Source organism: Pseudomonas sp. DTU12.1 (genome assembly GCF_009873475.1).
Lineage (GTDB): Bacteria > Pseudomonadota > Gammaproteobacteria > Pseudomonadales > Pseudomonadaceae > Aquipseudomonas > Aquipseudomonas proteolytica.
This window is the reverse complement of the sequence record NZ_CP045254.1, coordinates 3503000-3526075: the sequence shown is the minus strand read 5'-3', so window position 1 is coordinate 3526075 and position 23076 is coordinate 3503000. Positions and strand designations below refer to the sequence as shown.

20 protein-coding genes are annotated in these 23076 nt (G+C 63.6%); 9 read left to right on the top strand and 11 right to left on the bottom strand.

What is annotated here, in order from left to right; all coding sequences use genetic code 11:
• The first annotated feature begins 570 nt into the window (after positions 1–570).
• Complete coding sequence (locus GDV60_RS15220; RefSeq protein ID WP_133714763.1) at positions 571–813, top strand: hypothetical protein; 243 nt, start codon at positions 571–573, stop codon at positions 811–813.
• Here the strand turns inward: GDV60_RS15220 and GDV60_RS15215 are convergent.
• Together GDV60_RS15215 and GDV60_RS15210 are read right to left on the bottom strand one after the other, a co-directional pair.
• Entirely contained in the window at positions 752–1423 is a 672-nt protein-coding gene (locus tag GDV60_RS15215) for an FMN-dependent NADH-azoreductase (RefSeq protein ID WP_159907960.1), read from the bottom strand. The two genes, GDV60_RS15220 and GDV60_RS15215, sit on opposite strands and share 62 nt — an antisense overlap.
• Positions 1420–1866: a GNAT family N-acetyltransferase gene (locus tag GDV60_RS15210; protein WP_159907957.1), complete on the bottom strand. Its 447-nt coding sequence runs from the start codon at positions 1864–1866 to the stop codon at positions 1420–1422. Before GDV60_RS15210 ends, GDV60_RS15215 begins: the two co-directional genes overlap by 4 nt.
• A gap of 85 nt (positions 1867–1951) precedes the next feature.
• On the opposite strand from GDV60_RS15210, the gene GDV60_RS15205 reads away from it, so the two are divergent.
• Together GDV60_RS15205 and GDV60_RS15200 are read left to right on the top strand one after the other, a co-directional pair.
• Complete coding sequence (locus GDV60_RS15205; RefSeq protein WP_159907954.1) at positions 1952–3400, top strand: PLP-dependent aminotransferase family protein; 1449 nt, start codon at positions 1952–1954, stop codon at positions 3398–3400.
• A gap of 162 nt (positions 3401–3562) precedes the next feature.
• Positions 3563–4081 (top strand): isochorismatase family protein, encoded by a 519-nt coding sequence (locus GDV60_RS15200; RefSeq protein ID WP_133714759.1) that lies wholly within the window; start codon positions 3563–3565, stop codon positions 4079–4081.
• A gap of 52 nt (positions 4082–4133) precedes the next feature.
• Here the strand turns inward: GDV60_RS15200 and kynB are convergent, their stop codons facing one another.
• The 8 genes from kynB to GDV60_RS15160 all read right to left on the bottom strand — a co-directional run bounded on the left by kynB (position 4134) and on the right by GDV60_RS15160 (position 11051).
• Positions 4134–4790, bottom strand: coding sequence for an arylformamidase (gene kynB, locus GDV60_RS15195; RefSeq protein ID WP_133714758.1), 657 nt, complete (start codon positions 4788–4790; stop codon positions 4134–4136).
• A 20-nt stretch (positions 4791–4810) separates the two neighbouring features.
• Entirely contained in the window at positions 4811–6196 is a 1386-nt protein-coding gene (locus GDV60_RS15190) for an NAD(P)/FAD-dependent oxidoreductase (protein WP_133714757.1), read from the bottom strand.
• A gap of 23 nt (positions 6197–6219) precedes the next feature.
• Positions 6220–7074, bottom strand: coding sequence for a tryptophan 2,3-dioxygenase (locus GDV60_RS15185; RefSeq protein WP_133714756.1), 855 nt, complete (start codon positions 7072–7074; stop codon positions 6220–6222).
• A gap of 24 nt (positions 7075–7098) precedes the next feature.
• On the bottom strand, positions 7099–7371 hold the full coding sequence (locus tag GDV60_RS15180) for a MoaD/ThiS family protein (protein ID WP_029293797.1): 273 nt from the start codon (positions 7369–7371) through the stop codon (positions 7099–7101).
• A gap of 21 nt (positions 7372–7392) precedes the next feature.
• On the bottom strand, positions 7393–7806 hold the full coding sequence (locus tag GDV60_RS15175; protein ID WP_133714755.1) for a M67 family metallopeptidase: 414 nt from the start codon (positions 7804–7806) through the stop codon (positions 7393–7395).
• Positions 7807–7816: 10 nt separating this feature from the next.
• Complete coding sequence (gene moeB / locus GDV60_RS15170) at positions 7817–8980, bottom strand: molybdopterin-synthase adenylyltransferase MoeB (RefSeq protein ID WP_029293802.1); 1164 nt, start codon at positions 8978–8980, stop codon at positions 7817–7819.
• A 106-nt stretch (positions 8981–9086) separates the two neighbouring features.
• Positions 9087–10178 (bottom strand): aminotransferase class I/II-fold pyridoxal phosphate-dependent enzyme, encoded by a 1092-nt coding sequence (locus tag GDV60_RS15165; RefSeq protein ID WP_159907951.1) that lies wholly within the window; start codon positions 10176–10178, stop codon positions 9087–9089.
• A gap of 33 nt (positions 10179–10211) precedes the next feature.
• Positions 10212–11051 (bottom strand): AraC family transcriptional regulator, encoded by an 840-nt coding sequence (locus GDV60_RS15160; protein ID WP_159907948.1) that lies wholly within the window; start codon positions 11049–11051, stop codon positions 10212–10214.
• A gap of 305 nt (positions 11052–11356) precedes the next feature.
• On the opposite strand from GDV60_RS15160, the gene GDV60_RS15155 reads away from it, so the two are divergent.
• From GDV60_RS15155 to GDV60_RS15130, 6 genes are read left to right on the top strand one after another with little or no spacing between them, the layout of a single operon-like run.
• The gene (locus GDV60_RS15155) at positions 11357–13366 is read left to right on the top strand and encodes a TonB-dependent receptor (RefSeq protein ID WP_159907945.1); all 2010 of its coding nucleotides are present in this window, start codon (positions 11357–11359) and stop codon (positions 13364–13366) included.
• A gap of 17 nt (positions 13367–13383) precedes the next feature.
• Positions 13384–14421 (top strand): methyltransferase, encoded by a 1038-nt coding sequence (locus tag GDV60_RS15150; RefSeq protein WP_159907943.1) that lies wholly within the window; start codon positions 13384–13386, stop codon positions 14419–14421.
• Positions 14418–16220 (top strand): CoA transferase, encoded by a 1803-nt coding sequence (locus GDV60_RS15145; RefSeq protein ID WP_159907940.1) that lies wholly within the window; start codon positions 14418–14420, stop codon positions 16218–16220. The genes GDV60_RS15150 and GDV60_RS15145 overlap by 4 nt, the downstream gene beginning before the upstream one ends.
• Entirely contained in the window at positions 16217–18934 is a 2718-nt protein-coding gene (locus GDV60_RS15140; RefSeq protein ID WP_159907938.1) for an AMP-binding protein, read from the top strand. The genes GDV60_RS15145 and GDV60_RS15140 overlap by 4 nt, the downstream gene beginning before the upstream one ends.
• Before the next feature lie 60 nt (positions 18935–18994).
• Complete coding sequence (locus tag GDV60_RS15135; RefSeq protein WP_133714750.1) at positions 18995–20209, top strand: MFS transporter; 1215 nt, start codon at positions 18995–18997, stop codon at positions 20207–20209.
• Positions 20210–20225: 16 nt separating this feature from the next.
• On the top strand, positions 20226–21569 hold the full coding sequence (locus GDV60_RS15130) for an MFS transporter (RefSeq protein WP_154906074.1): 1344 nt from the start codon (positions 20226–20228) through the stop codon (positions 21567–21569).
• Positions 21570–21610: 41 nt separating this feature from the next.
• Here the strand turns inward: GDV60_RS15130 and GDV60_RS15125 are convergent, their stop codons facing one another.
• On the bottom strand, positions 21611–22867 hold the full coding sequence (locus tag GDV60_RS15125) for an MFS transporter (protein WP_029300551.1): 1257 nt from the start codon (positions 22865–22867) through the stop codon (positions 21611–21613).
• Between the last annotated feature and the right edge of the window lie 209 nt (positions 22868–23076).

Sequence of the window (23076 nt, the reverse complement as noted above, 5' to 3'; positions counted from 1 at the left end):
CTGCGGTGCAGCCCAGCGGGACAAGCCCCCTCGCCACAGGGGGGGCGAACAGCTGGCTTTCTGTGGCGAGCGGGCTTGCCCCGCGCTGGGTGGCGAAGCCGCCCCAATCGCCTCACCACGGTCTGCCAGCTACACCGAGGTGGCTGGTTTTGGGGCTGCTATGCAGCCCAGCGGGGGTGGCCCCCTCGCCACAGGGGGGGTGAACAGCTGGCTTTTCGTGGCGAGCGGGCTTGCCCCGCGCTGGGTGGCGAAGCCGCCCCAATCGCTTCACCACGGTCTGCCAGCTACACCGAGGTGGCTGGTTTTGGGGCTGCGGTGCAGCCCAGCGGGACAAGCCCCCTCGCCACAGGGGGGGCGAACAGCTGGCTTTCTGTGGCGAGCGGGCTTGCCCCGCGCTGGGTGGCGAAGCCGCCCCAATCGCCTCACCACGGTCTGCCAGCTACACCGAGGTGGCTGTTTTTGGGGCTGCGTTGCAGCCCAGCGGGGGACAAGCCCCCTCGCCACATCCCGAAAAAACAATAACAAGGACGGTACCTGCGGGACCGTCCGACTGCGGGGAGTCAGATAGCAATGAGTAATGAAATTCTGTCGATTGTGGTGCTGGTGGTCTTCGTCGTCTTCGGTGGTTTGCGCAGCGCGCGCCTGTCGCTGGCACCGGTCGCGTTCTCCACCAATGGCGCACTGGTGGTTGCCAATACACCACCGCAGGAGCGTGAAAAGGTGTTGCGCAGCCTGTTGATCTACAGCGCGGTCATTGCCCTTGTGGGGCCGTGTGTTGCGTGGTTGACCCTGGTGGTGCCCGGAGTGCTTTGACGAGCGAGTTGAACAGCGGCTCCAGGGCCAGTCGCGCACGGCTGTCCTGGACTGAGGCCTGAACCCTCTCTTCACCGAACACCAGGCCCTGGAGGTAGGTGAAGTGCAGGTCGAGCAACCCGAGCGTGCCCAGTACCTGGCGCAGGTAGGGCGTCAGAAAGTCCGGTTGCCGTGCCTTTTCGCCCTGGTGAAAACCGCCGGAGCCGACCAGTACATACACTGGGCGGTTGCTCAGCAGGCCGGTCTTGCCCTCGGGCCCTGAACTGAACGTGCGATGGATGCGCAGCACGTAGTCGATCCACAGTTTGAGCGCAGCGGGCAGCGTGAAGTTGTGCATCGGGGTGGCAATGAGCAGGATGTCGCAGCGTTCCAGTTCGCGGATCAGCGCTTCGGAAACCTCGAATACCGGTGCATCGAACGGCGTGGTCGTCGCCAGCCCACGGGCGTAGTCCATGCCCAGTGGCGGCAGCGGGTGAGTGCCCAGGTCGCGCTCGACCAGTTCGAGCCTGGGGTGCTGCTGGCGCAGGGCATCCACCAACTCCAACGCCAATTGGTTGGCATGGGAAACCTGGCCATTGGGGCTGGCGTTGATCAATAGAACACTGTTCATGGCCGATTCTCTGTCTGAAGACTTTGGGTGAAGTGCATGCCGTGGGCCAGCAGGCCTTGGCGAAAGTAAAAACGCTGGGCTAGCGGCATATGCAGCCCGGTGTCCAGCACGAAATGGGCGCAATCGTGCTGCACGGCCTCAGCGCGGACGGCGTCCAGCAACCGTGCGCCCAGGCCGCTGCGCTGCAGGTCTGGGTGCACCACCAGATCATCGACGTAGATGAAACGCCCGTAGAGCAGGTTTTCCAAGGTGCGGTAACCGGCCAGGCCGACCACCCGCTCAGCGTCCCACGCGGCCAATAAACGGTAGCCTTGTGCGGTTTGGCGCAGCAGCTGCGCCACATAGTTGGCCGGGTCGGCGATATGGGGCCGCAGTATGCGCATAAGGTCGAAGCTGGCCTCGAAGGCCTGTTGGTCGGTGAGATGTCGGAGTGTATAAGCCATATGTTGTGCGCCGTAGAGTGATGGCTGACCTTAAAGCCACGATGACTTAAGCTACAGGGCCGAAAAGTGCATAAACGACTAGGCCATGATTCCTTCCTTCCCGCTCGACCGAAGCCAGAACGCGCCGATCTATCGCCAGCTTTACCAGCGATTTCGCGAGGCCATTGCCGACGGCCGCCTGCGTCCTGGGGATCGTGTGCCCGCCGTTCGCGCCTTGGCGGCGCAGTTGAACCTGGCGCGCGGTACGGTAGAAGCGGCTTACCAACTGCTGATCGGGGAGGGTTACCTGATTGCTCGGGGGGCCGCCGGGACGATCGTCAGCCCGCAGTTGGCGGCGGTTTCGTCGTCCATCGTTCATGCGCCGGTTGTTGCGGCGCCGTACCTGCCCAATCATAGCGGGGCGCTGCCGCTCGCGCTGCAGATGGGCCTGCCCGCACTCGATGCCTTTCCGCGCAAACTCTGGACCCGGCTGGCAGGCCGTCAACTGCGCCAGGCTGGCCTTGAGGGTCTGGTGTACCCGGACCCGCGCGGCCATGCACCCTTGCGCGCGGCCATTGCCAGCTACCTGGGGATTTCCCGAGGGATTACCTGCCGCCCGGAGCAGGTGTTCGTGTGCGCGGGCTATCGCGCCTGCCTGGACCTGATCAGCCACACGCTGATGCATCCCGGTGATCGCTGCTGGTTGGAAGAACCCGGCTATTTCATGGCGCGCAACGCGTTACTCGAAGCCGGTGCGCAGTTGGTGCCGGTGGCCGTGGATGACCAGGGGCTTGATGTCGCCCAAGGCATTGCACGCTGCCCGGATGCGCGCTTTGCCGTCGTCACGCCTGCCCACCAGAGCCCGCTGGGGGTGTCGCTGTCACTGCCGCGTCGGTTGGCGCTCCTGGACTGGGCCAATCGCCAGGGCAGTTGGATCATCGAGGATGATTACGACAGTGAGTACCGCTATCAGGGCAAGCCCTTGCCTGCGCTCAAGAGCCTTGACCAGCAGGGCCGCGTGCTCTACACCGGGACGTTCAGCAAGGTGTTGTTTCCAGGCCTGCGCCTGGCCTATCTGGTGGTGCCGCCCGCACAGAGCGACGCCTTCGCCCGTCAGGCGGATCGTTTGCATAACCACTGCCCGCAGCTCCTCCAGGCGACCGTCAGCGCATTCCTCTACGAGGGGCACTTTGCACGGCACCTGAAAAAAATGCGCACCCTTTACGCCCGCCGCCGCCAGTGGCTGGTCGCGGCGCTGCAGCAACAGTTTGGCGAACGCCTGTCGATCAACCCCCAGGCCGGCGGTATGCACCTGATTGCAGGCCTGCGCGACGGCGATGATGTTGAACTGGCCCAACGTGCCCGGGCCATTGGTATCGCCGTCGAGCCACTGTCACAGTGGTACCTGGAGGCCAAGCCCAGGCACGGGTTGGTACTGGGCTTTACCAACATCGCCACTGCCGAGCAGGCGGCGACGGTGGCGCTTCGATTGGCTCAAGTGATTCAGGTTTGTACACACGATCCCGAGAAGATCTGTGCTAGTGTCGATCCATGACCGACTATTGCCTGACCTCGACCACGACCACCACCACCGCTGAAGGCGGAGCGTGCGAGGTGTCGTGAGCCAATAGCCAACGAACTTCAAAGGCCCGCCAGCGATGGACAGGGCCTTTTTCATGCCCTTGTGTCGCTGGTTCAAACGCAAGGAGATGCACCTATGTACGCCCTTTTAGTACTCGATATGCAAGTGGGGTTGGTTCACGGCCCGCAAAAGCCATGGCGCTGCGAAACGCTGCTGGACACGGTGAACGCCTTGATGGACAAGGCGCACAACGCAGGCGCGCCGGTTTTTCTCGCCCGCCATACCGGGCCGGTGGGGTCAGCCATCGAACCCGGCAGTCCGTTGACGGAAGTCGTGCAGGAATTGAAGCTGCTGGGTGGCGAAACGGTGTTCGATAAACAGCGCCCCAACGCCTTTGCATCAACTGGCCTGGCGGACAATTTGCGCGCCTGCGGTGCTACGGGCGTGGTGATCACTGGGCTGAAAACTCAATACTGCGTCGACAGCACCTGCCGTGCAGCACGCGATCTTGGCTTCGACGCAGTACTCATCGCCGACGGCCATAGCTGTTCAGACACGCCAGAGATCAACGCCCAGGACATCGTCGCGCATCACAATGCCACGCTCGACGGGCCGTTCTGTCGGGTGGTCCGGGCTGAGGAGTGGTGTTTCTAGGCGCCGCCAAGAGCTGGGTACCGCGCAGCGTGGTTCCAGCAGCGCGGGTGATTTAACCGCTGCGCGGCGCCTGCGTTGGCAAGCTGCGCAACACCGCCCGCACCGGGCTTGCGTCCAGCGCCATGAACTTGAGGGGCAGGGCGATCAGCTCATAGTCGCCGGCCGGCACCTCATCCAATACCAACCCTTCGAGAATGGCCATGCCATGGCGCTGGATCGCGTGGTGCGCATCCAGCGTCTTGGAGTGCTGCGGATCCACCGAGGGGGTGTCGATGCCCACCAGTTTTACTCCGTGGCGGGCCAGGAGTTCGATGGCAGCCACGGCAATCGCCGTGGAGTGCTGATCCCAAATGCAGGGGTCGCTGTGGCGATAGGTGCGCAACAGGATGCGTTCGGGCGCCTGGGCCAGGTGTGGCAAAAGCTGGGCCGGCCGGACCAGGCCGTCGCTATCGAAACAATGAATCACCCGGCAGGTCCCCAGGTAAGGCTCCAACGGCACCGAGCCAATGGCGGCGCCGCTGTTGCTGTAGTGCAGTGGCGCATCGGCGTGGGCCCCGGTGTGGGCGGAAAGGGTGATCTTGCCGACGTTTACCGGGCATTCATGATCCAGCACCCACACGGGTTCCTGCTGGTAGTCGGTGTCGCCCGGCCAGGTGGCGATGGCCGTGGTGATCGGCGGGCTGATATCGAAGAGTTTGCGCGCGGGCACTGACGGGGCTCCTGGAAGGTTCAGCACAGGTGGCTCAAGGGTGGCAGGCAGCGGGTCACTTCGTGCTCCACGGCGTCGAGGTTGATCGAGGTCAGGTCGCTGTGGTTGGCCACTGCGAATTTGAGCAGTTGCTCCTGGATCTGCCCGCGGGCCATTGCCTGGGCGTAGGGCAGGCGGCTGAAGGTGACCATGCTGTATCGCGGGATAAAACGCGTCGGTTGGCGCTGGGCCATGATTTGGCCCAGCTCGCGCTCCAACAAATAGCTGGGGCTGGCCACTTTACTACTCATCTCCACGTAGTTTTCCAGGGCCATGGCCTGGATCGCCAACGCATCGGGTTGGCGTTGGGCGGTGAACGCCGCGAGTGCGCTGGCGTTGTCGGCGGCCGATTGCAGGTGTTCGGCGAGGGCTACGGCGTCTTCCAGTGCACAGTTCATGCCCTGGCCATGGAACGGCACCATGGGATGGGCCGCATCGCCCAGCAGCACGGCCTGGCCGCCGATATGCCAGGTGGTTAGGCGCAGGGTTGCGAGCTTGCCGGTGGGGTGATGCTCGAAGTCTTGTTCCAGGCTGTCGAGCATCGGTGACAGGCCGGGGAACTGGCGCTGGAAAAACCTTCGCGCGGCATGCCCATCCACCAGTTGCGCAAAACACGGGCTGGCGGGTTGTGCCGCCGGGCTCTGGTGATGCAGGAACAACGTCACCGTGAAGCTGCGGTCCAGGTTCGGCAGGGCGATGCACATGTAGTCGCCATGGGGCCAGATATGCAGGGCGTTGGGCTCCAGGTTGAATTGCGCGCTGGCCTCGGGAGTGATCTGCAGTTCCTTGTAGCCATGGGGCTGGGTTTCCAGGTGTTCGCCCAGGTCGACGACGCTGGCCATGGCCTGGCGCACCGCCGAGTTGCAGCCATCGGCGCCGATCAGCAGATGGAAGCGTTTCTCCAGGCGCTCCCCCGACGCGTTGCTGAGGGTCAGGCGTTGGCGCGCAAAGTCCACGCTGTCGAGCCCCAGGTTGAAGTGGATATTCGCGCCGGCCGCTTCGGCGCCGTCGAGCAAAATGCGGTTCAAACGATCCCGATTGATCGACCAGATCACCTCGCTGTCATCACGCCCGTATGGCTGCAGGCTGGGGGGCGTGCCGGGCACATGCACCATGCGCCCGCGCATCATCACCGCTTCTGCCAGTACTTCGCGCTCTAGCCCAGCCAAACGCAAGGCATGGGCACCTCGTTCGGCCAGCGCCAGGTTGATGGAGCGCCCCCGGGCGCCGGTTTCGATGCGCGGGTCGGGGCGTCGCTCGAACAGGTTGACCTGCCAGCCGTTGCGGGCCAGCAGGCGCGCGACCAGGGTTCCGGCGAGCCCTGCGCCGATAATGGTGACTTGACGAGCATTGTCTGTAGCAGTCATGGCGAATTCTCGTGGGGGTGGGGTCAGAGGCTTGAGCGCAGGCTCCAGAGTTCAGGGAACAGCACGGTGCCGAGCATCTTGCGCAGGTACTCGACGCCCTCGGTGCCTCCGGTGCCTTTCTTGAAACCGATGACCCGCTCGACCACCGTGACGTGGCGAAAGCGCCATTGGCGAAAGGCGTCTTCGATATCCATCAGCTTTTCGCCCAACTGGTACAGGTCCCAGTAGCGCTCCGGTTGGCGGTAGACCTGGACCCATGCGGCCTCCACCGAAGCATCGCTGCGGGTCGGCTCGCTGGGGTCGGCGTCCAGCCGCAGTGCGCAGATGGGCAGGTCCTGGCGGGTCATCTGCCGGATGATCGCGTCGTATAACGACGGGGTGTGCAGGCACTGTTCAAGGTTTTTGGCGATCTGCGGGGTGTGCTGGTGTGGAAGAAGCATGGCGCGGTTTTTATTGCCGAAAATGAACTCGATCTCACGGTACTGGTAGGACTGGAAACCAGAGGCGTTGCCCAAGTCCGAGCGAAAACTGATGAACTCCATGGGGCTCAGGGTCGCGAGGATCGCCCATGAGCTGACCATCTGCTCCATGATCCGCAACACCCTGGCCAGCACCCGGTGACTGCCCGCCAATTGGCCCTGATCGATCAATTGGCGGGCGTGCCGCAGTTCATGCAACAGTAACTTCATCCACAGTTCCGAGGCCTGGTGCTGGATGATAAAGAGCATTTCGTTATGTTGTTGGGAGCGTGGAACTTGTGCGTCCAGCACTTTATCCAGTCCCAGGTAATCGCCGTAACTCATGATTTCGGCGAAGTCCAGTTTGGCGTCATGCCACTGTTGGGGTTTGGTTTGGTGCATGTAGGGGCAAGGGCACATGGAATTATTCCTCCCCGGGGGGAATTAAAAACATCCGCCAGCGACGGCAGGCAAGATGGTAATTTGGTCATGTTGGGCGACGGCGCTGTCGAGACTTTGCAAGAAGCGGATATCGTCATCGTTGATATAAATATTGATGAACTTATGCACTTTATTACCCTCGACCAGGCGCGCCGCGATGCCGGGATACTGCTGCTCAAGTGCGTCGATAACTTGCCTGACCGTTTGCCCTTGGGCCTCGACGGTTTTCTGGTTGGCGGTCAAGTTACGCATCAGGGTGGGGACAGTGATCTTCATGGGATGGAACTCCGTGGAGGGTTAATAGGGCGGTGTTTCGACACGCACTTCTTCTTCGCTGACGCAGCCTTGGGCAATCCGGAAGCTGCGCAGCGGCGGGTCGTAGTCCGCAGTAGTCACAATCAGGTAATGGGCGTTGGCGTCGTTGGCGAACTCGATATCGGTAGCGCTGGGGTAGGCCCGCGATGCGGTATGGGAGTGATAGAACACCCGAGGCTCTTCGTTGCGGGCATCCATCTCGCGCCAGACCTGGAGTTGTTGCCGTGGGTCGAAGGCGAAGTACACCGGGGAGCAGGCACTGTTGGTCATCGGGATCAAGCGTGTGGCGCGCTCACTGTCGATGGCCGCGGCGATGATGCCGCAGCACTCGAGTGGGTGCGCCTGGCGGGCCTGGTCAAAGATCGCAGTGATGATGTCTTGGCTGAGCAGCAACATAAGCGGGTCCTCAGTAGGCCGGCAGTGTCGGCGCATAGGCCGCGGCCCAGGCCAGCACTCCGCCTTCGAGGCTGCGCACATTACGCAAACCTTGCTCGGCCAAGGCCTGGACCACCGTCCGGGAGCGGCTGCCGGCCTTGCAATACACGACGATCTCGGCGTCTGGCGAGAGCTGGGCGGTGTGCGCGCCGCTGAGCATCTGCTGCATCGGGATCAGTTGCGCCTGGGGGATATGCAGGATGTCCCACTCGTTTTTTTCGCGCACATCGATCAATTGCAGGGGCTGCTTGCTCAGTCGCAGGGCCTGCAGGGCATGGGCATCCAGGCTGGGCACGCTGGCGGGGGGCGCTGTGCTGCCCAGGCCGCACAGGTGCTGGTAGTCCAGTAGCGCGGTGATGGGCTGGCGCTGGGGGGCCGGGCGCAAGGGCAGGAAGCGATAGCTCATCTCTAGGGCGTCGTACACCGCCAGGCGTCCCAGTAGGGAGTTGCCGATGCCGGTGATCAGCTTGATCGCCTCGGTAGCCATGATCGCCCCGATGGACGCGCAGAGCACTCCCAACACACCACCTTCCGAGCACGATGGCGCCAGATGGGCGGGGGGCGGCTCGGGATACAGGTCACGGTAGTTGATCCCCCCGCTGGGGGCCTGTTCCCAGAACACCGAAGCCTGGCCTTCGAAGCGATAGATTGAGCCCCAGACATACGGCTTGCGCGCCAGCACGCAGGCGTCGTTGACCAGGTAGCGGGTGGCGAAGTTATCGGTGCCGTCGAGCATCAAGTCATAGTTGGAAAACAGCGCCACGGCGTTGTCGTTGTCCAGCCGTTCGTTATGCAAGTTGATCTGGATGTGTGGATTGAGCGCTTGCAAAGTACGCTTGGCACTTTGCGTCTTGAGTTGGCCGATTTCCGCAAGTCGATGAATCACTTGCCGTTGCAAGTTGGAGTCGTCCACTACATCAAAGTCGATGATGCCTAGGGTGCCAACGCCGGCCGCCGCCAAGTACAACAAAGTCGGCGAGCCGAGGCCGCCGGCACCAATTACCAGGACTCGGCTGTGTTTTAAGCGTTGTTGTCCCTCAAGGCCGATTTCCGGCAATAACAGATGCCGGCTATAACGGCTTATTTCACTGGCACTTAATGTGGCGCTGGCTTCTACCAAGGGTGGAAGTTGCATGACTGTTCCTGTCTTGAATGAAATTTTGGATGAGAAAAGTCCGCACCTTGATCAGCGAGTGGCGCAGGCGTTTGCAGTTAAAAAAGTTCTACTGATTAACGAATTTTCAGATCGGGTAGAAGAGCCCGTGATGGTGAGCGCAAACGGTGAGGCTCATCACCGACTTGAATACCTCCATTTCCTCCAGGCTGCCCACGGTGACGCGCACCCACTCCGGGGCTTCGGGCCACGTGCGGCCGATATGCACGCCGTTGTCCGCCAGGGTTTGAATAATCTGCGGGGCCTGTTCGCCGACTTTCATCATGAAACAGCTCGACTGCGAGCGCGTGCATGGAATGTCCCGTGATTGCAGCCAGTCGATGGTTTCGTTGCGCGCCCGGATAATCACTTGCTTGCGCTGCGCTACCTGGTGGCCATGGCCAAGGCTGGCCAGCGCAGCCTGGGCGGCGGTGATCGAGACGTCATCTGCCGGTAGGGTGGTGATGCGCTGCAAGGTCTGCGGTTGGGCCATCGCCATGCCGATCCGCAGGCCCGCCAGGCCATAGATCTTGGAGAAGGTGCGGAGCACGATCAGGTCCGCGCGTTGCTCGATCCAGGGCAACATCGAGGGTTCATCGCAGAACTGCAGGTAGGCCTCGTCCACCAGCAAGACCGCGTCCCCGGGCTTCTGCGCCAAGGCCTGGAGGATGGCGTTGTGCGGGGTAATGGTGCCCGTGGGGTTATTGGGGTTGCACAGGTAGATCAGGCCGGCGTCTTCGACGGCGCACATGCGAGCCAGGTCGTGGGCACCGTCCTTTCGCAGTGGCACTTTATGGACGTCTGCCCCTGCGCGTCGGGCCGCCAATTCGCAGATCGGGTAGCCCGGGGTGGCCACGACCAGTGAGCGGCCGGGCCCGGTAAAGGTCGCCGCCGCATAGTGCAGGGCACGGTTGGAGCCTGGGTATAGGGTCAGGTGATCCGCCGGCACCGCCAGCTCCAGCGCCAGTGCCTGGTGCAGTTGGTCGATCGCTCCGAAGCCATAGCGCCCGCAACCCGGCAGGCTGTCGCGCGCAGCGTCCAGGGCCGGGGGCAGGGGGCCGAAGGGTGACTCGTTGAAGTTCAGGTAGACCGCGCGGCTTGCCCCCTGGCTGCCACTGCCGACGCTGGCGCTCTGGGGCGAGAAGAGCTGGCTGTTTCTAAAGAAGTTGGAGAATTTCATCTGGGTTGTACGTCCTGAAATAAGGGAGCGTGCTCAATTACGTGTGCCCGACACCGACTTGGGTGTGCGCCCGAAAAACTGGCTGAACGCAGTGCTGAAGTTGCTGGGGTGCGAATAGCCGACGCTATAGGCCGCCTCGGCGACTTGCCGGCCGGCTTCGAGCAATTGCCAGGCTTTGTGCATCCGCGCTTCCAACAGGCAGCGTCGCGGCGTCACGCCGAAGTACCGGCGAAAACCGTCCTTCAAGCGGAATTCGCTAAGCCCCACACAACTGCACAGGTAATGGTTGGTCAGGGGTTGGGCCATCTGCGCGAAGATGATCTGGCGCGCCCGCTCAAGCTTGTCCTGCTCAGGATCGCTCAGGCGGCGCTGGGTGGCGGTGGCCGGTGTGAGTATCTGCAACTGCTCCGATAGCAGGCTCAGGGCATGGATGCGCAGGCCCAGTTTGTCCGGGTTGTTGATTTCTTTCAGTTGGGTCAAGGCCTGGATATGCGCACGGCTGCTGCTGGTGTTGGCATGGAAGGTCAACTGCCGCAGGCCACTGTTGGGGGCGTGGGCCTCGCATAGCAACTGTGCGCAGCGCTCCTCGCCTATGTAGTCGGCCAGGGTGTTTTCACTGACGATCAGGCGTAGCTGTTGCACATCCTGGCGAGCGCTGAAGCGTCGCTCGCCACGGCCATCGCGAAAGCTGTTGATTGAAGTCTGGCCGGCCTTGAAGGTCACTCGGTTGCCGTGCTGGTCGCAATATTCGGACTCGCCGCGTAAACCGAAGGTGATCACCAGGGTGCGTTGTTCGGTTTCCTGATGGCTGGTTTCCACCAGGTCGGCATGGGGCATGTAGCGTGAGCGAACCAGGCTAAAACCTGGTTCCAACAGGTGCCGTTCGAAGTGGCATTCACCCACCTGTGAGGGCAGCCGATAAGCCACCCAGTCCTGGGTCTGGCACCGCGTGGTCGGGTAAGCCTGTCTAGCCGATATCCTTTCTAGCATCACTGTTATCTCGAGTTGTCTCGTCGGGATTGACCACACGTTAGAGCTATTCCCAAGAGGGTGGAATAGGCCGCGCCGGAACCCATACGAAATTCGTTGAATGGCATACAAACAAGAATCATTATCATTTTGCGCGACTGATACCATTTTTGCCATTGAACCAATGAGCATGTTTGGGAGCGCATCAAATGAACGTCAATCAGCCTGGGGCCGGTCGTTACGCCTGGGGAAAAAGTACATCGCTGTGGGCCGTCTTGTTGGTCGTTACGGCCCCGCCGGCGAACGCGCAGGAAGAGTTGCCGGCGATCACCGTGACCGCCAATGCCTTGTCCCAGAGTGCCGAGTCGGTGCCGGCGGCGATGAGTGTGTTCGATGGCCAGACCCTGGAGCGTGAACATGTGCAGGACCTGCCGAGCGTGTTGCGGCGGGTGCCGGGTTTTGGCTTCCAGCCCTTCGGTCAATCGGCGATTCAGCCACCGGTGGTACGCGGCATCAGCTCCAACTTTGCATCTTATTCTTCATCGGCGCTGATGATGGTCGATGGCGTTCCGACGTTCATGGCACAGGGTTTTGACCATGACATGCTCGGCATCGAACGCGTCGAGGTGCTGCGTGGGCCGCAGTCGGCGCTGTACGGACGCAACGCCGAAGCCGGGGTTGTGAACATCTATACCCGCGCCCCGGATAACACCCCCCACGCCCGGCTCTCCACCGAATTGGGTAGCCGCAACAAGCGCGTAGCGCGCGCCGATCTCAGTGGTCCACTGATCGAGGACCGCTTGTTCCTTGGGGTCACCGGCAACTGGAGCGAGCAGGATGGCTTTATCGATGACCGCTACCACGGCGGCCAGGCCGACGACCGCAAGAAGCACGGCGGCCGCATGGCCTTGCGCTGGACACCGGATGACACCTCCGAGGCCATCCTGCGTTACTCGCGCCAGGATTATGACGACGGCGCAGCCCAATGGGGTGCATCCGGTACCCGGCGCACGCGGGTCAGTTCTGGTGTGCGTGGCTGGGATCAATCCAGCGCGCGCAGCGTGTCCCTGGACCTGAGCACCGAACTGGCTTCGGGCTTGAAGTTTCGCTCAGTGACCGGCAACAGCGACTTTTATGACCGGGTCCTGCAGGACACCGACTTTCGCCCCGTCGACGCCCTGCATATCGGGCGTGATAACCACTTCAATACCTTGTCCCAGCAGTTCACCGTGGAGGGCACTCTGGGGGATAGCCAATGGGTTACCGGGGTGTACTTCGACCGCGACCGCCACGATTTGGGCGGCGAGCAAAAGACCCCGATGCGCCTACTGCCCTACAGCGCCAAACTGCAAGGGCACAGCGCCGCGCTGTTCAGCCACTGGATGATCCCTGTGGCCGAGCGCTGGACCCTGACCCTGGGCGGTCGCGCCGAACGTGACTTCGTACGCTTTACCCCGCAGGGCGGCGACTCCCGCGATGCGTCCTGGAAGCGCTTCTCGCCCAAGGTTGCGTTGCAATACGAATGGATGGACGACGCTTTCGTCTATGCCAGCGTTGCCGATGGTTTCCGCGCCGGCAGTTTCAATACCTTCAGCCCGGCCGCCAACTACCCGGCCTACGCCCCGGAAAAAGTCCGCTCCTGGGAGATCGGCCTCAAGGGCGGCGCCCTTGACCGTCGCCTGCTGTACTCGGTGGCCCTGTACACCATGGATATCGATGATATGCAGGTCCAGCAGATGCTCACCCCCGGCGTGGTGTACATCGCCAATGCCGCGTCCGCGCGCTCCAGTGGCCTGGAATTACAAGCCGACTACCTGTTGGGCGAGGGCTGGAAGCTCCAGGGTGCAGTGGCCCTCAACCGCACCCGCTTCGACACGTTTACCGATGCTGCCAATGACTATTGCGGCAATCACAACCCCTTCGCCCCGGACCTGACCGGCAACCTGGGCCTGCGCTACGACGCCGAGAACCGCTGGTACACCCAGCTCAACCTGAGCGCCGTCAGCCGCACCTACCTGGACGCGGCCAACAGCAACCGCCGCGCCGGCTACGGCCTGATCGACCTCGACGTGGGGCGCAGCTTCGAGCGTTTTGAAGTCAGCGCCTACGTCAACAACCTGGCCAACAAACGCTACGACGCCGTGGGCTACCAGAATGGTTTCGTGGACGTGTACAGCCCCCCTCGGGAGTTGGGATTGCGCCTGACGTTCGACATGTAAACAAGGGAATCCAGACCGTGAATATTATTGATTTCAACCACAGCCATCCGCTGCAGGCCTATTGGCAACTGGCCGGCGCTGCGGTCCAGGCCGAAGCCCTGACGCTGGCCCTGGAACTGGACCTGTTCAGTGTGCTGGCGCAGCCCCTCGACGTGCCGACCGTGGCTGCGCGCCTGCAACTGGCGCCGGGTAACACCGGGCATTGGCTTGAACTGCTGTGGAGCATGGCGCTGTTGCAGCGTATCGACGGCCCGAACGGCAGCCGCTATGGCCTCAGCGAAACCTCCCGGCGCTACTGGCTACCAGGGCCGCAGGGCTGCGTCGACGCCTGGCATTATCGGGTCAAGGCCCTGCGCCAGGCAGGTGCCGGCCTGCGCCAGCGGGTGTTTGGCGAACCGGTCGCGGCGCCCGCCAAGCCTGCCAGCGGTGGCCAGGACTGGGCCGCGGCGGCAGCCACCCATATTGCCCAAGAGCAACGGGCGATCAGTGTGCCTGCAGTGTTGGGGTTGTTGCAGATGCTGCCCGAGGTGCAGCACGCCGAGCGGGTGCTGGATCTTGGTGGCGGGCCGGGGTTGGTGGCCCAGGCTCTGGCGCAGCGCTACCCCGGCCTGCACGCGACAGTTTTCGACTGGCCACCGACGGCGGCGGTGGCTGGGCAACTGGCGGCCGAGGCGGGTTTGCAGGAGCGGGTCGCAATCATCGGTGGCGATCTGGCCCAGGACGGATTCGGCGAAGGCTATGACGTGATCTGGTGCTCTTCGGTGCTGCATTTCGTGCCCGATTGCCTTGGCCTGCTGCGTCGCGTGCATGGCGCCCTGCGCCCCGGCGGGGTGTTTGTCTGCGCCCACGCCGAGCGTTCCGAACAACCGGCGATGAATGCCCGAGTCATGCCTTACTACCTACCGATGCTCATGGCCGGGCGCTTCGTCCCGCGTGCCGGGGAATTGGTCGGGCTGCTGACCCAGGCCGGCTTCGCCACGGTAGAACATGCCGGTGAGTGCGACTTCCCGATGGCGCCGCTGACCGTACGGCTGGCCCGCAAGGGTGTGCGATGAGCCTGCTCAAGCACCTGACCTTGCACCTCTCGGCGTCGGCCTGGTCGGCAGAACTGGCCCCGGTGGCCGAGGCCCTGGCCCGCCGCCTGAAGGCTCAGGGTGGGCAAGTGGCGACAGGTGGCCAAACCTTGTGCGATGACGCAGGGCATCAGGTCCAATTGCACCTGCGGCCATGGCCCGCGCCCTCGACCGTGGCCGCTAGCGCTGCGCTGGTGGAGGCGGTGGTCGGCCTGACTGCCTTGCACCAACGCTCCAGCGGCGAGCCTTTACCCCTGGGCGTGGATTACTGCGCGACGTTCACTGCCTCGCTGTTGTTGACTGCCGCACTGGCCAGCCTGCTGGGGCAGGCGCGTGGTCTGCCTGCGGCGCGGGTTGCCATGAGCCATGGCGGTGCGGCGCTGTTGGCGATCGGCCAATATCTGGCCATGGACAGCGCCGACGGCGGCTACCCACCCGAGCCCGCTCCCCCGGCGGATGCGGTGCGGCCTCCCTTTACCAGTGCCGATGGCGTGGTGTTCGAACTCGAAGCCCTGAACCCGGATGCCTGGCTGCGATTCTGGCAGCAGGCCGGGGTCGATATTGCCGTGGCTGGCAAGGGATGGCGTCCCTTTATGCAACGTTACACCCGAGCCACTGCTTGGTTGCCGGCCGCGCTGATGCGCGCTGCCAGTGAACATGATTTTGCCCAGTTGCAAGCCATGGCGAAGGAGGCGGGCACTGCACTGTGCGCCTTGCAGCGTTGGCAGGATTGCCGTAACCAACCGGTGTTCCAACCATGGATTCAGAGCGGTGGCTGGCGTTGCACCGACTTCGCCCCAGGGCCAGGCGCGAACGGGCCCGACGAGCACCAGCCACCACAGCATGCCGGTCTGCCGTTGCAAGGGATCACCGTGGTGGAGTGCTGTCGCTTGATCCAGGGACCGCTGGCCGGGCATGTGCTGCGGCTGTTGGGCGCGACGGTGATCAAGGTCGAACAGCCGGGAGGCGATCCGATGCGCGGCATGCCGCCAATGGCCGGTGAAATCTCGGCGCATTTCGACGCGATCAATCGGGGCAAACAGTGCGTACAAATCGATTTGAAAGCCCCCGCCGGGCGCGCCGAACTGCTGGCTCTGCTGGCTCACGCCGACGTGTTTCTGCATAACTGGGCTCCGGGGCGGGATGAACAATTGGCCTTGCAGCCGCACACCCTTGCACGCCTGCTGCCGCGGTTGATCTATGTCTCGGCCTCGGGCACCGGGCCCGCACCGACATCGGACCAGCCCCTCGGTACCGACTTTATGATCCAGGCCTACAGCGGTCTGGCCGAGCGGATTCGCCAGCCCCGCGGCGCTGCCGGTGGAGCGCTGATTACCCTGGTCGACGTACTCGGCGCAGTGGCGGCGGCCGAAGGTATTGTCGCCGCGCTCTACGCCCGGCAACGCGATGGCCGCGGGCGCTACCTCGATTCCTGTATGGCCGGCGCCGCCGCGCTGCTGCTGGCCGGGCAACCCGATGGGCAGGCACCGGAACCGGCCGAGGCCTTCGCCTGTCGCGACGGTTGGTTGATGCTCGACCGAGCGCAGAGCGCCCTAGGGCGCGATGGCCTGGCCCGCCTCCAAGCCGACCCGGGCCTGGCGCCCTGGTGCGCCGAGCAAGACACCCATGCCTGCTGCCGCGCGTTGCAAGCAATGGGCGTGATGGCAGTAGCCGTCACTGCCGACCTGCGCCAATTGCCCGATCTACCTCTGCTGGCGGGCGCCTTGCGCCAATCGGCCTACCTACATGTGAACAACCCCTGGGAGATTTCCAACTTATGAATGGCGCCTTATTGGCCCGGGCGGCTGTCGACAGCCACCCAGGCCACCCCGAATTTATTGACCTGGTGCCCCGCGCCTTGCGACAGCAGTGGCGTGAACAAGGGTTGTATCAGGGCCTGGATCTGTTCTCCTCGTTTTATCGGCTGGCCATGCGACAACCCCAGGCGCTGGCAGTGGCGGATGCCCACTACTGCCTGAATTACCAACAGTTGCTGGCGCGCGCCTTGAGCCTGGCCAAGGTCTTGCAGCAACAGGGCGTGGTCGCCGGTGATGTGGTGGCGGTGAACCTGGCCAATGGTTGGCAGGCCTGTGCCCTGGACCTGGCCGTAGCGGCGCTGGGGGCGGTAGTGCTGCCGTTTCCCATTGGTCGCAAGAAGCATGAAAGCCGTTCGCTGTTGCAGCGCTCCGGGGCCAAGGCGCTGGTCTGCGCGCGCTGGGTCGGCGAAAGCGACTACGGGGCGATGATCGATGAGCTGGGCGCGCAGTTGCCGGCCTTGCGCATCCGCATTCTGCAGGGGCGGTGCCTGGATGGCTGGCTCGATCTGGAGCAACTGTGGGATGGACCGCAGTTGGCCTATGAAGCGGGGTGGATTGATGCCGATGGCCCGGCGCGGCTGATTGCGTCCTCGGGTTCGGAATCGGAGCCAAAGCTGGTGGCCTATTCCCACAATGGTTTGCTCGGTGGCCAGGCGGCTTATCTCGATAGCCTGAGCCAGAGCGGCGCGCCGGTGCGGGCGCTGTTTTGCGTGCCCCTGGCCTCGCCATTCGGCTCACTGGCCACCTCCTGTGTGATGGCCGCCCAGGGCGGGGCGCTGGTCACCCTGCCGCGCTTTGACCCCGATGAAGTGCTGCGCGCGGTGGTCAGGTACCAGGTTACCCACCTGTATGCGGGGCCGAATATGGTCGATCTGTTGCTGGCCAGCCCGTTGTTGCAGCAAAAACCCTGGTCCAAGGGCGCACTGGCGCTTGAGGCCATCATCAGCGGCGGGTCGGCCCTCAGTGCCGAGACCGCCCGTGGCGTGAAGCGCCTGTTGGGTTGCAGCCTGATCCAGTCCTACGGCTCGGCCGATGGCGTGGCCTGCCATACCGCCCTCGACGACCCTGCGTCGGTGCTGGTGAGCAGTGTGGGCAAGCCGGACCCACGCGTGGTCAGCGTGCGGATCATGGACGAGCAGCAGCAAGCGCTGGCGCTGGGCGAAGTCGGTGAAATCTGGGCCCTCGGCCCCATGACCCCGCTGTGCTATTACGGCGCCCCGGAGCTGAACCAGAGCGCACGGGCAGCCGGTGGTTGGGTCAAGACCGGTGACAAAGGCCGACTCGATGCCGAGGGCCGCCTGCAAGTGGTGGGGCGCAAGTCCGATGTGATCCTGCGCAAGGGGGTCAAGGTCAATGCCGGTGAATTGGAAATGCTCTTGCACGAACATCCACAGGTACTGGATGTAGCGGTGGTCGCCGTACCCCAGGCAAGCGGCGAGGGTTGGGTGCAAGCCTGTGTGGTGCTGCGCGATCCCCGCGAGGGCTTGAGCCTGGAGGCCGTCAATCATTTCCTGCAACACCAGATTGGCCTTGAACGCTTCAAGTGGCCGGACGCTATCAGCGTGCACCGGGCATTTCCCCTGGCACCTTCGGGGAAAGTCGACAAAGCCACTCTACGTGACGAACTCTCGAGCAATAACATGAACGTATCTGCTTCTTGCGTAACCCTCAGTGCCGCGCCGATTCTCGACCTCCTGACCGGGGTCGAACGGGCCGGGGTGCTGCGCGCCGCCATTGAACTGAAGGTCTTCGATGGCCTTGCCGAACACCCCGCCAGCGCCGCGACCCTGGCCCGGCAGCTGGGCACCAGCGAGCGCGGCATGCGCATCCTGCTCTCGGCCCTGGCCGGGTTGGGCCTGTTGCACATTGGCGACAACGGGTGCTACGACCTCAACGACCTGTCGCGTCGCTACTTGCTGAGCCAGAGCCAGCAGTATGTGGGAGGCCTGGCCCATGTCTACAGCGCCGACCTGATGTGGGAAACCTTCCGCGATTTCAAAAGTGCGGTAATCGCCGGCAAAAGTACCTTGGCGCAGAACATCGAGGCCGATGACCATCCTTACTGGCAGGAGTTTGCCGCCGGGATCGAGAGTACCAGCCGCACCACGGCGCGGCGGCTGGTGAAGCTGTTGGACGACTGGACGGCACGGCAGACGCCCCTGCGGATTCTTGATGTGGCGTGTGGCAATGGCATCTATGGCTTTACCTTCGCCCAGCAATACCCTCAGGCTCAGGTCACTGGCCTCGATTGGCCGTCGGTGGCCAGTGTCACCGAGGATTTTGCCAGGCAGTTCGGGGTGGCCGAGCGGGCGCGGGTGATCGGTGGCGATATCTTTTCGGTGCAGATCCCCGGCCAGTACGAACTGGTGATCATGAGCCAGATCCTCCACCACTTCGACCCAGAACGTTGCCGGCAGTTGATCGCCCGCGCCCGTGGGGTGCTGGCGCCCGGTGGAAAGCTGCTGATCAGCGATTTCATGACCACCGGCCTCGACCCGGCCCTCGATCCGCTGCCCCGTTTGTTCGCTGCGCAGATGCTCGGCCTGACCGACTGTGGCGACACCTACGCCGTGAGCTTTATCCAGTCGTTGCTGTTGGAGCAGGGCTTTACCGAGGTCACGGCCCAGCCCCTCAAAGGCCTGCCGATCCACTGCCTGCTGGCCAGCTCCCCGACCTGATCTGTTCAACCCTGCCCATGGACCACCATGGGTAGGGCTTTTTATTGTCTGGAGGTTTACATGAGCATTGAACAATCCGCCACCAGCGGGCTGCGCCCACGTGCTGCGGCAGGCGGAGAGCTGTGGCTGCTCCTGGGTTTTATTGTGGTAACGCTGAACCTGCGCATCGCTTTTGCCGGGGTTGGACCGATCCTCGGCGAGCTGCACCTGAGTACGATCCAGGCCACCTTGGTCGCCTCGCTGCCGCCGATCTGCCTGAGCCTGTTTGCCCTGGTCGGCGTGCGCCTGCGCCAGCGCTTCGGCGAGGAACGTACGCTGTTTGCCGCGTTGCTGGTATTGGCCGTGGGCTGTGGGGTGCGTGCCCTGGGGGTAGGTGGCCTGTTTGCCGGGACCTTGCTGGCCGGGGTGGGGATCGCGGTGATGAACGTGGTGGTACCGGCCCTGGTGCGCAAGCGCTTCCAGCCCAGGCAGATCGGCCACATGATGGGGGTGTTTTCGCTGATGCTCGGCGGCGGCGCAGTGTTGACGGCTGGCTTGACCGTGCCGATCTACCAGGGCCTGGGCGCGAATGTCGATGCGGCCTACCTGACCTTGGGCGCCTGGGCCATTCCTGCGGTGGTCGCCATGGTGTTCTGGATCCCCCAACTGGGGCATGGCCAACCGCTTGCCGCTGCACCCACCGCATTGAGCGCGGCCCGCCCGCGAGTCCTGGGAACCCGTACGGCTTGGTCGATCACCCTGTTCTTCGGCTTCCAGGCCTTGAACCTCTACGCCTTGCTGGCCTGGTTGCCGAGCATCTATATCGAGCGTGGTGCCACGGTTGCCGAGGCGGCGCTGTACTTGGCAGTGTCTCAGGTAGGCCTGGTACTGGGCGGCTATTTCGCGCCGGTGCTGGCAGCCCGGGTCAAGGACCAGCGTGGCTATATTGCCGCGACCGTAGGCTTGTGCCTCGCCGGGTGCCTGGGCCTGCTGTACGGGCCATTGTCCCTGGCTTGGCTGGCGATGCTGGTACTGGGGATCGGCCAGGGGGCGGGACCGGCGCTGAGTGCCTTGCTGTTTGTGCTGCGCAGCCCCGATCAACAGGTCACGACCCAGCTGTCGGCGATGGCCCAGGGCTTTGGATTTATGATTGCGGTGCTGGGCCCCCTGGGCATGGGCTTGTTGCATCAGTACTCAGGTGGTTGGGACCTGCCGTTGCAGGCGTTGATTGTCATCTTGCTGTTCGAGTTGTGCGTCTCGTTGCGCGCCGGCAAGCCCGGCACCCTGGCTGATTGAGCACAGGAGAGCCGTCATGTCGCAAACTGCATTGAGTGCCCAGATCAACGCACGCATCGAAGGCCTGCCGGTGGTTGGCTGGCAGGCCCGGGTGCGCCTGTTGCTTGGGGTGATCACCTTTTTTGAAGCCTTTGACCTGCTGTTGATTTCGTTCACCCTGCCGTTGCTCAAGCAGCAATGGCAACTGGACCCAACCCAGGTCGGCCTGATCGTTGGCAGTGGCACCTTTGGCATGTTGCTGGGCGCATTGTGCGCCGGGGCGCTGGCAGACCGGGTAGGGCGCAAGCCGGTATTACTGGCGGCGATGCTCCTGACCGGGTTGTTCAGTGCATTGATTGCCTGTGCCAGTGATTGGCAAGGGCTGCTGGTGGGGCGCCTGCTGCAAGGGCTGGGGATTGGCGCCGAGGTGCCGATTGCCGCGCTGTACCTCAGCGAAATCATCACCTCCAAGGTACGCGGGCGCTTTGTACTGCTGTATGAGCTGTCCTTCCCCTGTGGCTTGATGTTCGCTGGGGTGGCTTGCACCTGGGCATTGCCGGTGATGGGCTGGCGACCACTGTACTGGCTGGGCAGCGTGCCGATGGTGTTGGCGGTGGCGGTCTACCTCTATGTGCCCGAGTCGGCGCGCTGGCTGGCGGCGCGGGGGCAACTGCGCCGGGCGCAGGCGTGCATGGCGTATATGGAGCGCGCCAGCGGCCATGCGGTGGCCACGCCGCTGTTGACCGAAGCCCCTGTAGCACGGCCTCGGGACAGCGGGCGTTGGCGGCAGCTGTTCGACCCGGTGCTGCGTCATGCCTCGGGCAGTGTCGGGTTGCTGTGGTTCCTCGGCTATCTGGTGAATTTCGCCTTGTTGATCTGGCTACCGAGCCTTTATGTGGAGGTGTTTTCCACTTCCCTGGCACAAGCCCTGAACTTTACGCTGTGGAGCAACATCGCCGGCCTCGGCGGCTGCATGGCCGCAGCCTGGTGCGTGGATCGGATCGGGCGTGTGCGCTTGTTGTTTGGCGGCTACCTGGGAGCCGGCCTGAGCCTGCTGCTGATCGCCTTGACTGTGGCCTGGCAGCAAGTGCTGCTGGTAGCGTTGCTGGCCGCCAGTTGTTCATTTTTTCTTTACGCGGCGAACATGAGCCTGCACCTGTACACGCCCGAGTTGTATCCCACGTTGTTGCGGGGCAAGGGGGCGGCCTGGGGCGCGCTGTGCAACCGCAGCGGGGCTTTGTTGGGGGCGGTGGGCATGGGCTGGGTGCTGGCTCTGCATTGGGGCGCGACGGCGATTTTTATCTTGCTTGGCGGGCTGTTGCTGCTGGCCAGCGCCATCGCTTTACAGGCCCGGGAAACCCGGGGCCAGGTGCTGGGGTGACGGCTGTAGGGGCGGGCGAGCCCGCTCCTGCAGTAGAAGCCTTATACGCCTTGCAGTTGAGCGGGGCGGTCAAGGCTGAAGATCCGCCTGCGGCTATGCCAGGCCAGCAGCAGCACCAGGACCAGCCCCACCAGCAGGCAGCCGAGCATGCCGGGGTAGCCAAGACGGTCGAGCAACACCCCGGCGAGTATGGGCACCAGGGTGCGCGCGGCGACAAACAGGCTCGATTGGATGCCGTAGTCCACGGCTGCGAGCCCAGGACGGGTGTGGTACATCATCAAACCAAACATCAGGCCGGCTGAGGCTCCCATAGCCAGGGCCACTAGCAGGGCGGCGGCAATCAGCGCGTTGTGCCCCAGGCCCGCGATTATCACCAGTGTCAGAAAGCCGATAGCCACGAGATTGCCCAGGGCCAGCAGCGGCAGGCTGATACTGGCGCCGATCCGCCGGGTCAAGCGCCCGGCGAGCATGCTGGAGAGGGCGCCGGCCAGGCCGCCGACGATCCCGACAATCAAGGCAATGCGGTCCGCCGCAAAGCCCTGGTCGAGCATCAATGGCTTGAGGTACAGCCACACCGCGCCCAGGAACGGGTAATACACCAGCACCAGCAAGGCCCAGGTGCGATGTTCGGCAATGGCGAAGTAACCGGGCCACTGGCGCCAGCCGGCCAGGGGCGCGAGTGGGGCGGGCAGGCTCTGGCATGGCGTGGCCTGGGGCTTGAGCCAGGGCAGCAGCAAGACCCCCGACAGCAAACCCAGCGCCAGCACGTAGAAGGGCCAGGCCCAGCCGGCGCGGGTGTGCAGCAGCAACATCACACCACCGCCGACTATCGCGCCCAGGGACATGGCTGCAGAACGGATGGCGCCGGCACGTACCCGTTCCGACTCCGGCAGGATCTGGATCGCCAGAGCGTTCAACGGCACGTCGGCCCAGGTGCCGAGTACGCTGACCAGCATCGCCAGCAGGAACATCCGGCTCGCTGGCGTGTTACCCAGGTCATGGGCGGCGAGCAGGCCCAGGGCGGCGGCGTAGCAGAGCATCAGCAACAGGGTCCAGTTGCGGTAGCTGGCCTGGCCCAGCCGGTAACGATCCACTGGGGTGGCAAACAGGAACTTGAGCATGGCGGGCAGGCCGGCCAATTGCATCAGGCCGATCTGCGTGCCACTCCAGCCGTTCTGGCGCATGACCAGGGGCAGGCCGATATAGAGGTAGATCAGCGGCGCGGTGAGCGCCAGGTTGAGCCAGCCCAGCAACAGTTGCTGGGGCCACCATGAAGTGCGTAGAGCAGGGGTCGGCATTGCGGCATTCCTTATTGGCGCCCGATCAGGCGCAGGCCCACCTCCCGGATCGGGCTGCAGGCTGTGGCAGCGGTGCCCTGGCAACCCAGGGCGCAGTGGCGCAGGCGGATATGGCCGGCCAGGAAGGGATGTTAGTGCAATCGGAGATGAGAATGATTAGCATTGTGTGTGCGCGGCGGTGAATTACATATGGCAAACGGCAGGTGCCC

Excerpts from the sequence above, each read along its gene's own strand:
- moeB (WP_029293802.1), bottom strand. The coding sequence starts at position 8,980 with ATGCAACTTCCACCCTTGGTAGAAGCCAGCGCCACATTAAGTGCCAGT.
- GDV60_RS15215 (WP_159907960.1), bottom strand. The coding sequence starts at position 1,423 with ATGAACAGTGTTCTATTGATCAACGCCAGCCCCAATGGCCAGGTTTCC.
- GDV60_RS15165 (WP_159907951.1), bottom strand. The coding sequence starts at position 10,178 with ATGAAATTCTCCAACTTCTTTAGAAACAGCCAGCTCTTCTCGCCCCAG.
- GDV60_RS15210 (WP_159907957.1), bottom strand. The coding sequence starts at position 1,866 with ATGGCTTATACACTCCGACATCTCACCGACCAACAGGCCTTCGAGGCC.
- GDV60_RS15130 (WP_154906074.1), top strand. The coding sequence starts at position 20,226 with ATGTCGCAAACTGCATTGAGTGCCCAGATCAACGCACGCATCGAAGGC.
- GDV60_RS15155 (WP_159907945.1), top strand. The coding sequence starts at position 11,357 with ATGAACGTCAATCAGCCTGGGGCCGGTCGTTACGCCTGGGGAAAAAGT.
- GDV60_RS15175 (WP_133714755.1), bottom strand. The coding sequence starts at position 7,806 with ATGTTGCTGCTCAGCCAAGACATCATCACTGCGATCTTTGACCAGGCC.
- GDV60_RS15205 (WP_159907954.1), top strand. The coding sequence starts at position 1,952 with ATGATTCCTTCCTTCCCGCTCGACCGAAGCCAGAACGCGCCGATCTAT.
- GDV60_RS15190 (WP_133714757.1), bottom strand. The coding sequence starts at position 6,196 with ATGACTGCTACAGACAATGCTCGTCAAGTCACCATTATCGGCGCAGGG.
- GDV60_RS15140 (WP_159907938.1), top strand. The coding sequence starts at position 16,217 with ATGAATGGCGCCTTATTGGCCCGGGCGGCTGTCGACAGCCACCCAGGC.
- GDV60_RS15220 (WP_133714763.1), top strand. The coding sequence starts at position 571 with ATGAGTAATGAAATTCTGTCGATTGTGGTGCTGGTGGTCTTCGTCGTC.
- GDV60_RS15200 (WP_133714759.1), top strand. The coding sequence starts at position 3,563 with ATGTACGCCCTTTTAGTACTCGATATGCAAGTGGGGTTGGTTCACGGC.
- GDV60_RS15135 (WP_133714750.1), top strand. The coding sequence starts at position 18,995 with ATGAGCATTGAACAATCCGCCACCAGCGGGCTGCGCCCACGTGCTGCG.
- GDV60_RS15185 (WP_133714756.1), bottom strand. The coding sequence starts at position 7,074 with ATGTGCCCTTGCCCCTACATGCACCAAACCAAACCCCAACAGTGGCAT.
- GDV60_RS15180 (WP_029293797.1), bottom strand. The coding sequence starts at position 7,371 with ATGAAGATCACTGTCCCCACCCTGATGCGTAACTTGACCGCCAACCAG.
- GDV60_RS15145 (WP_159907940.1), top strand. The coding sequence starts at position 14,418 with ATGAGCCTGCTCAAGCACCTGACCTTGCACCTCTCGGCGTCGGCCTGG.
- GDV60_RS15125 (WP_029300551.1), bottom strand. The coding sequence starts at position 22,867 with ATGCCGACCCCTGCTCTACGCACTTCATGGTGGCCCCAGCAACTGTTG.